Here is a 7,759-nt window from a genome sequence, read left to right as displayed (position 1 = left end):
CCGGCGACCGCGACCCGGGACCAGTCCTCCCGGTCGAGGACGGCGACGTACGACCTCCTCAGGGCTGCTTGCTGTGCGGCGGTGCACCCGGCGGCCTCAGGGGGCTGTGCGGTCAGGTGCTGGGCCAGCAGCGCGAGGGTGAAGTACCGCTCGACTGTCGGGTCGAGTGAGCCCGCACCGCGCGCGTGCGCTTCCAGGACCGCTCGCGCATGGGGATAGTCGGCGAGGGTGATGCCCATCCCGCCGCAGTCGCTCATCGTGTGCAGCAGCCGGCCGACGTGGTCGGCCAGCTCGCTGTCGGTGTCGAGTTCCGCGAGCGCCTCGTGGAGTTTCGCGACGGTGGCGACCTTGCCGGCGAAGTATCCGTTGAGGAAGTCACCGTCGCAGGCCTTGCGGAGCAGCCATGGCCGGGCGGCCGGGTCGTCCAGTCGGCACAGGGCTTCGACGACGTAGACGCGTCCCCAGCCGGTGACTCGGTCGGCGAGCCACAGCAGTGCCTCGGCGCCGCCCGGCAACCGCTCGAAGGCGTACGCCGCCAGCGGCGCGAAGCGGTTGGACAGCAGCCCGATCGTCCGGAGCAGCGGGATGTCGTCGGCGGTGCCGACGGCAGCGAGCAGGGCGAGACCCATCGTGACCGCGCATCGATCGCCGCCGTGGCGGACGAGCCACCGGCCCGTTGCGCGGGCGCGGCCCCTGTCCGCCCGCTTCGCCGCTGCGGCGATGTGTGCGTCGTGGTGCATCGGGACGTGGACGTCGTGGAACGCGTCGAGCAGATCGCTCGGGGAGGCGGCGGCCCGGGCGAAGTGGGTCTCCAGGACGCGCGCTGCGTCCTTGCCGGCCCCACGCCGGTCCTCCGGCGCCTTCGGCCCAGGCCGACGGCGGTGCGACGCGTCGTCGGGATACGGCTCCCCGTCGCGGGGCAGCGGCTCTTCCGGTGCCTGCGCGTGCAGCCGCAGCGCATGGTCGAACAGGGGTGTCTGTGATCCGGGCGGTTGCGTCCCGGCCGTCTCGCTCACCGGCGGACGGAGGACTCGATTCTCTTGATCATGGCGGCGAGCATGACACGGCCCGGCACCGCCTGCAAGGTCTTTCTGCAGGCACGACGCAAGGCCGTTCAGGCACGGCGAAGGGGACCGGCCATCGGCCGGTCCCCTTCGTGAACTGCTGGTCGGCTACGTGCGCCGGCTACCTCGGACGGTGCGTCCGGCGCACTTCACCGGGTGTCAGCTGCAGCCGCTGGTCGAGCCGCAGCCCTCGCAGATGTAGCAGGAACCGGCCCGCTGCATCTTCGTACCGCACGAGAAGCACAGCGGCGCGTCGGCCTGGATGCCCAGCTGCATCTCCACCAGCTCGGCGCTGGTGTGCGCCTGCCGCGGGGCGGGCTTGGCCGCCTCGGACTCGGCCTTCGGCGTGGCGACGGCCTTCAGCTCCTGGGCGCGCGGGGCCGACTGGGCCAGGCCCTCGACGTCGACCTCGTCCTCGGCCGGCTCGTAGGAGCCGGTCTCCAGGTGCCGCTGACGCTCCTCGGCGGAGTGGATGCCGAGCGCGGAGCGGGTCTCGAAGGGCAGGAAGTCCAGCGCCAGGCGGCGGAAGATGTAGTCGACGATCGACTGCGCCATCCGCACGTCCGGGTCGTCGGTCATGCCGGCCGGCTCGAAGCGCATGTTGGTGAACTTCGAGACGTACGTCTCCAGCGGAACGCCGTACTGCAGACCGACGGAGACGGCGATGGAGAAGGCGTCCATCATGCCCGCGAGGGTGGAACCCTGCTTGGACATCTTCAGGAAGACCTCGCCCAGGCCGTCGTCCGGGTAGGAGTTGGCGGTCATGTAGCCCTCGGCGCCGCCGACGGTGAAGGACGTGGTGATGCCGGGACGTCCCTTCGGGAGGCGCTTGCGGACCGGGCGGTACTCGACGACCTTCTCGACCTTGGGCTCGACGGCCGCGGTCTCCTCGGCCTTCTTCTCCTCGGTGTCCTTCTTCTTGGCGGAGAGCGGCTGGCCGACCTTGCAGTTGTCGCGGTAGATCGCCAGCGCCTTGACGCCCAGCTTCCAGGCCTCGAAGTAGATCTCCTCGACCTCCTCGACGGTCGCCGTCTCCGGCATGTTGACCGTCTTGGAGATGGCGCCGGAGATCCACGGCTGGATCGCGGCCATCATGCGGACGTGGCCCATCGGGGAGATGGCGCGCTCGCCCATGGCGCAGTCGAACACCTCGTAGTGCTCGGGCTTGAGGCCGGGGGCGTCGATCACATTGCCGTGCTCGGCGATGTGGGCGACGATCGCCTCGATCTGCTCCTCCTGGTAGCCCAGGCGGCGCAGGGCCTGCGGGACGGTGCCGTTGACGATCTGCATCGAGCCGCCGCCGACCAGCTTCTTGAACTTCACCAGGGCGAGGTCGGGCTCGACACCGGTGGTGTCGCAGGACATCGCGAGACCGATGGTGCCAGTCGGCGCGAGGACGGACGCCTGGGAGTTACGGAAGCCGTTCTTCTCGCCGAGCCGCAGGACGTCCTGCCAGGCCTCCGTGGCGGCGGCCCAGACCGGGGTGTCCAGGTCGTCCATGCGCACGGCCGTGCCGTTGGCGTCGGCGTGCTGCTTCATGACGCGCTTGTGGGCGTCGGCGTTGCGGGCGTAGCCGTCGTAGGTGCCGACGACCGCGGCCAGCTCGGCGGAGCGGCGGTAGGCCGTACCCGTCATCAGGGAGGTGATGGCGCCGGCCAGGGCGCGGCCACCGTCGGAGTCGTAGGCGTGGCCGGTGGCCATCAGCAGGGCGCCGAGGTTGGCGTAGCCGATACCGAGCTGGCGGAACGCGCGCGTGTTCTCGCCGATCTTCTGGGTCGGGAAGTCCGCGAAGCAGATGGAGATGTCCATCGCGGTGATGACCAGCTCGACGACCTTCTGGAAGCGCTCGGTCTCGAAGGACTGGTTGCCCTTGCCGTCGTCCTTCAGGAACTTCATCAGGTTCAGCGAGGCCAGGTTGCAGGACGTGTTGTCCAGGTGCATGTACTCGCTGCACGGGTTCGACGCGGTGATCCGGCCGGACTCGGGGCAGGTGTGCCAGTTGTTGATGGTGTCGTCGTACTGGATGCCCGGGTCGGCGCAGGCCCAGGCGGCCTCGGCGATCTTGCGGAAGAGGGCCTTGGCCTCGACCTCCTCGATGACCTCGCCGGTCATACGGGCGCGCAGGCCGAACTTGCCGCCGGTCTCGACCGCCTTCATGAACTCGTCGTTCACGCGGACCGAGTTGTTGGCGTTCTGGTACTGGACGGACGTGATGTCGTCGCCGCCCAGGTCCATGTCGAAGCCCGCGTCGCGCAGGACGCGGATCTTCTCCTCCTCCTTGACCTTGGTCTCGATGAAGTCCTCGATGTCGGGGTGGTCGACGTCGAGCACGACCATCTTGGCGGCGCGGCGGGTGGCACCACCGGACTTGATGGTGCCGGCGGAGGCGTCGGCGCCGCGCATGAAGGAGACCGGGCCGGAGGCGTTGCCGCCGGAGGAGAGCAGCTCCTTGGAGGAACGGATGCGGGAGAGGTTCAGGCCGGCACCGGAGCCGCCCTTGAAGATCATGCCCTCTTCCTTGTACCAGTCGAGGATCGACTCCATGGAGTCGTCGACGGACAGGATGAAGCAGGCGGACACCTGCTGGGGCTGCGGGGTGCCGACGTTGAACCAGACGGGGCTGTTGAAGCTGAAGATCTGGTGCAGGAGGGCGTACGCCAGCTCGTGCTCGAAGATCTCGGCGTCGGCGGGCGAGGCGAAGTACTTGTAGTCCTCACCGGCCTTCCGGTACGTCTTCACGATGCGGTCGATCAGCTGCTTGAGGCTGGTCTCGCGCTGCGGGGTGCCGACGGCACCGCGGAAGTACTTGCTGGTGACGATGTTGACCGCGTTCACCGACCAGAAGTCGGGGAACTCGACGCCACGCTGCTCGAAGTTGACCGAGCCGTCGCGCCAGTTGGTCATGACGACGTCACGGCGCTCCCACGACACCTCGTCGTACGGGTGCACGCCGGGGGTGGTGTGGATGCGCTCGATACGCAGCCCCTTGGTGGCCTTGGCACCCTTGGCTCGGGAACCTCGTGCCGGACCGCTCGCCGTCTCTGTCATGCCGCCTCCCTGGTACGGGCAAAAACGCCCTGAAGTGCCCATTTGTTCCCGTGGGCACGTGTTTCTGTCTTGCGTTGCGGGCACACTGGGCTGCCCCGCAACAGGTCTTCGTTCGCCGCCTCCCGGCCGGAATCCGGGTCTCCCCCCGGTTTCCGGCCCGCCGGTCAGTCGGCGGCGCGGGCGGGCTCGGGGACCTGGGTGGTCCCGCCGGGCCCGCGGTCGTCTTCCTGGCTCCCCGCTCCCGCGTCGCCCTCGTCCGCGGCGGGGCCTCGCGTCGCCTCCCTCAGCTCCGCGATGGCGGCCTCGAAGTCCTCGAGCGAGTCGAACGCCCGGTAGACGGAGGCGAACCGCAGATAGGCGACGAGGTCGAGCTCCTGCAACGGGCCGAGTATGGCCAGACCCACGTCATGGGTGGTCAGCTCGGCGCTTCCGGTCGCACGCACCGCCTCCTCGACCCGCTGGCCGAGCTGGGCGAGTGCGTCCTCGGTGACAGGCCGCCCCTGGCATGCCTTGCGCACGCCATTGATGACCTTGGTACGGCTGAAAGGCTCGGTGACTCCGGACCGCTTGACCACCATGAGCGAGCACGTCTCCACGGTCGTGAAACGACGGGAGCAGTCAGGGCACTGGCGGCGCCTACGGATGGATGTGCCGTCGTCGGTCGTACGGCTGTCGACCACACGGCTGTCGGGGTGCCTGCAGAAGGGGCAGTGCATGTTCTCCAACCCTCCTCACAGCAGACTCGTCAGCCTCGCCGGACACAGAGGTCTCGCGAGGCAGCCCTAAGCATAGGCGATCGGAGAGCCGTCTCCGACCCGGGGGACCACAACTTCTGGGCTGCTGTAGCCATCCAACCACTAGATGTGGGGCTTGACGCATACGTCGAGGCACGCGCGCGTGTCGCGCAGGCCGGGGCACGCACGCGTGTCGCGCGGTCACGGCGGCCGGAGAGCGCGGCCGCGGCCGGCCCGGGCACGGGAGCGCGGACACGCGGGGCGGCGAGCCGTGCCGCGGGACGCTTGCGGGGATACCGTGGGCGCCGCAGGGAGGACGCGTGGCACTCCCGCGCAGATACGACCCCGGCTCCCGGACTACGGGATTCCGGATGGCAGACTGGGGCGCAGCCCACGAGGCGAACAACCCCGGCGGTGAAGAGTACAACAATGGGCGCTTTTGCCCGCCAAGCGTCACGTGAGCCCATACACCCCGACACATGATCACGTCAGGCGAAACGCACTTTTTCACTCGAACGTGTGTTTGGCGCAACCTTTCGAAAGCAACTACCGTTGTGCAGCAGGGAGACCATCGAGAGGGGCCGCCGTGACCACCACCGCAGACAGTGCCACCATCACCGCCCAGGACCGCTCCCAGGGCCGAGTCGAGCCGGTACACGTGATGAACGAAGCCACGAATCCCGAGGGACACAAGCGCTCCCTGCCGGGCCGACCTCCAGGCATCCGAGCGGACAGCTCGGGGCTCACCGACCGGCAGCGCCGGGTCATCGAGGTCATCAGGGACTCCGTACAGCGGCGCGGGTACCCGCCGTCGATGCGCGAGATCGGCCAGGCCGTCGGCCTCTCCAGCACGTCCTCCGTCGCCCACCAGCTGATGGCGCTGGAGCGCAAGGGCTTCCTGCGCCGCGACCCGCACCGCCCGCGCGCGTACGAGGTCCGCGGATCCGACCAGGCCGTCACCGTTCAGCCCACGGACACCGCCGGCAAGCCCGCCGCGTCGTACGTCCCGCTGGTCGGCCGCATCGCCGCCGGTGGTCCGATCCTCGCGGAGGAGTCCGTCGAGGACGTCTTCCCTCTCCCCCGCCAGCTCGTCGGTGACGGTGAACTCTTCGTCCTCAAGGTCGTCGGCGACTCCATGATCGAGGCCGCCATCTGCGACGGCGACTGGGTCACCGTGCGCCGCCAGCCGGTCGCCGAGAACGGCGACATCGTGGCCGCCATGCTCGACGGCGAGGCCACCGTCAAGCGTTTCAAGCGCGAGGACGGCCACGTGTGGCTCCTCCCCCACAACGCGGCCTACGAGCCGATCCCCGGCGACGACGCGACCATCCTCGGCAAGGTCGTCGCCGTGCTGCGCCGCGTGTGACGGCAGCGGCGGGCGGTCGGCCGCTCGCTCCCTGACCGGGCCCCGGAACCCCTGCGCCGGTTCCGGGGCCCTGCGCATGTCCGAAGCGGCCGTCGGGCTGCTCCCGTCGTGGGCTGGTCCGACCGGCGCCGGTCGGACCAGCCCACGCTCACTGCGCCGCCGCTGCCTGCGTCTCCGCCTGCTTCGCCGCCGCGTCGATCGCCGCGAGCGACTTGCGGACCTGGTTACGGTCCGTGGTGTACCAGAAGTCCGGCAGTGACGCCTTGAGATAGCCGCCGTACCGCGCGGTGGCCAGCCGCTGGTCCAGTACGGCCACCACGCCACGGTCACCGGACGCCCGCACGAGTCGGCCGGCGCCCTGGGCCATGAGCAGGGCCGCGTGGGTGGCGGCCACCGCCATGAACCCGTTGCCGCCCGCGTCCTCCACCGCCTTCTGGCGTGCGCTCATCAGCGGATCGTCGGGCCGCGGGAACGGGATCTTGTCCATGACGACCAGCTGGCAGCTGGGACCCGGGACGTCGACGCCCTGCCACAGCGACAGCGTGCCGAAGAGGCAGGTCTTCGGGTCGGCCGCGAAGTTCTTGATCAGTTCGCCGAGCGTCTCCTCCCCCTGGAGCAGGATCGGGAACTCGGGGATCCGCGAGCGCAGCTCTTCAGCGGCGAGCTGGGCGGCCCGCATGGACGAGAACAGGCCGAGGGTGCGCCCGCCGGCCGCCTGGATCAGCTCGGTCAGCTCGTCCAGCATGTCGGCGCGCTCGCCGTCGCGCGCGGGACGCGCCAGGTGCTTGGCGACGTACAGGATGCCCTGCCTGGGGTAGTCGAAGGGCGAGCCGACGTCGACGCCCTTCCAGGTGGGCAGGTCCTCGCCCTCCACGCCCTCGGGGCCGAGCCCCAGGGAGGCTCCGACGCCGTTGAAGTCGCCGCCGAGCTTGAGCGTGGCCGAGGTGAGGACGACGGTCCGGTCGGCGAAGAGCTTCTCTCTGAGCAGGCCGGAGACGGACATGGGGGCGACCCGGAGGGACGCGCCGAAGCGGTCGTGCCGCTCGTACCAGACGACGTCCCACTCCGAGCCGTTCAGCACCCGCTCCGCCACATCGTGGACCGTCTCGACCGAGGCCAGCGCCTGCTTGCGGACCGCGTCCTCGTCCTGGACGGACTTGTCACGGGTCGCGCCGATCGCGCTGATCACCGTGCGAGCGGCGTCCCGCAGCGCCATCAGCGCGTAGCCGAGGTCCTCCGGGATCTCCTCCAGGCGGCCGGGCAGCGCCAGTTCCATGAGCCGCTCGAAGCCCTCGGCGGCGGTCTGGAGCTGGTCGGCGGCCTTTTCGTTGACCAGCTTGGCGGCACGGCGCACGGCGCGGTTGACCTGGCCGGGGGTGAGTTCGCCGGTGGCGACGCCGGTGACGCGGGAGACGAGTTCGTGGGCCTCGTCCACGATCAGCACCTCGTGCTGGGGCAGCACCGGGGCGCCCTCGATGGCGTCGATGGCGAGCAGGGCGTGGTTGGTGACCACGACCTCGGCGAGCTTGGCCCGCTCGCGGGCCATC

The 7,759-nt window shown here is 69.9% G+C and carries 5 protein-coding genes; 1 reads left to right on the top strand and 4 read right to left on the bottom strand.

What is annotated here, in order from left to right; all coding sequences use genetic code 11:
• The 3 genes from CCN44_RS27785 to nrdR all read right to left on the bottom strand — a co-directional run.
• The coding region (locus tag CCN44_RS27785; protein ID WP_086700534.1) for a hypothetical protein at window positions 1–1,016 on the bottom strand (1,016 nt) is incomplete at its 3' end.
• Between the two features lie 207 nt (window positions 1,017–1,223).
• Window positions 1,224–4,112 carry a vitamin B12-dependent ribonucleotide reductase gene (locus tag CCN44_RS27780; RefSeq protein ID WP_059253001.1) on the bottom strand — a complete coding sequence of 963 codons (2,889 nt, stop codon included), beginning with the start codon at window positions 4,110–4,112 and terminating at the stop codon, window positions 1,224–1,226.
• Window positions 4,113–4,276: 164 nt separating this feature from the next.
• Complete coding sequence (nrdR, locus tag CCN44_RS27775; RefSeq protein WP_059253000.1) at window positions 4,277–4,828, bottom strand: transcriptional regulator NrdR; 552 nt, start codon at window positions 4,826–4,828, stop codon at window positions 4,277–4,279.
• Window positions 4,829–5,432: 604 nt separating this feature from the next.
• On the opposite strand from nrdR, the gene lexA reads away from it, so the two are divergent.
• On the top strand, window positions 5,433–6,212 hold the full coding sequence (gene lexA / locus CCN44_RS27770) for a transcriptional repressor LexA (protein ID WP_055710152.1): 780 nt from the start codon (window positions 5,433–5,435) through the stop codon (window positions 6,210–6,212).
• Window positions 6,213–6,360: 148 nt separating this feature from the next.
• On the opposite strand, the gene CCN44_RS27765 is transcribed toward lexA, so the two are convergent.
• A partial coding sequence (locus CCN44_RS27765) for an ATP-dependent DNA helicase (RefSeq protein WP_107502112.1) occupies window positions 6,361–7,759 on the bottom strand: 1,399 nt, incomplete at its 5' end.

Origin of the sequence: Streptomyces tricolor, from assembly GCF_002155905.1 — a bacterium.
In the GTDB taxonomy this organism is placed as follows: domain Bacteria; phylum Actinomycetota; class Actinomycetes; order Streptomycetales; family Streptomycetaceae; genus Streptomyces; species Streptomyces tricolor.
Note: the sequence above shows the minus strand (reverse complement) of the source record. Positions and strands in the feature narration are given on the sequence as shown.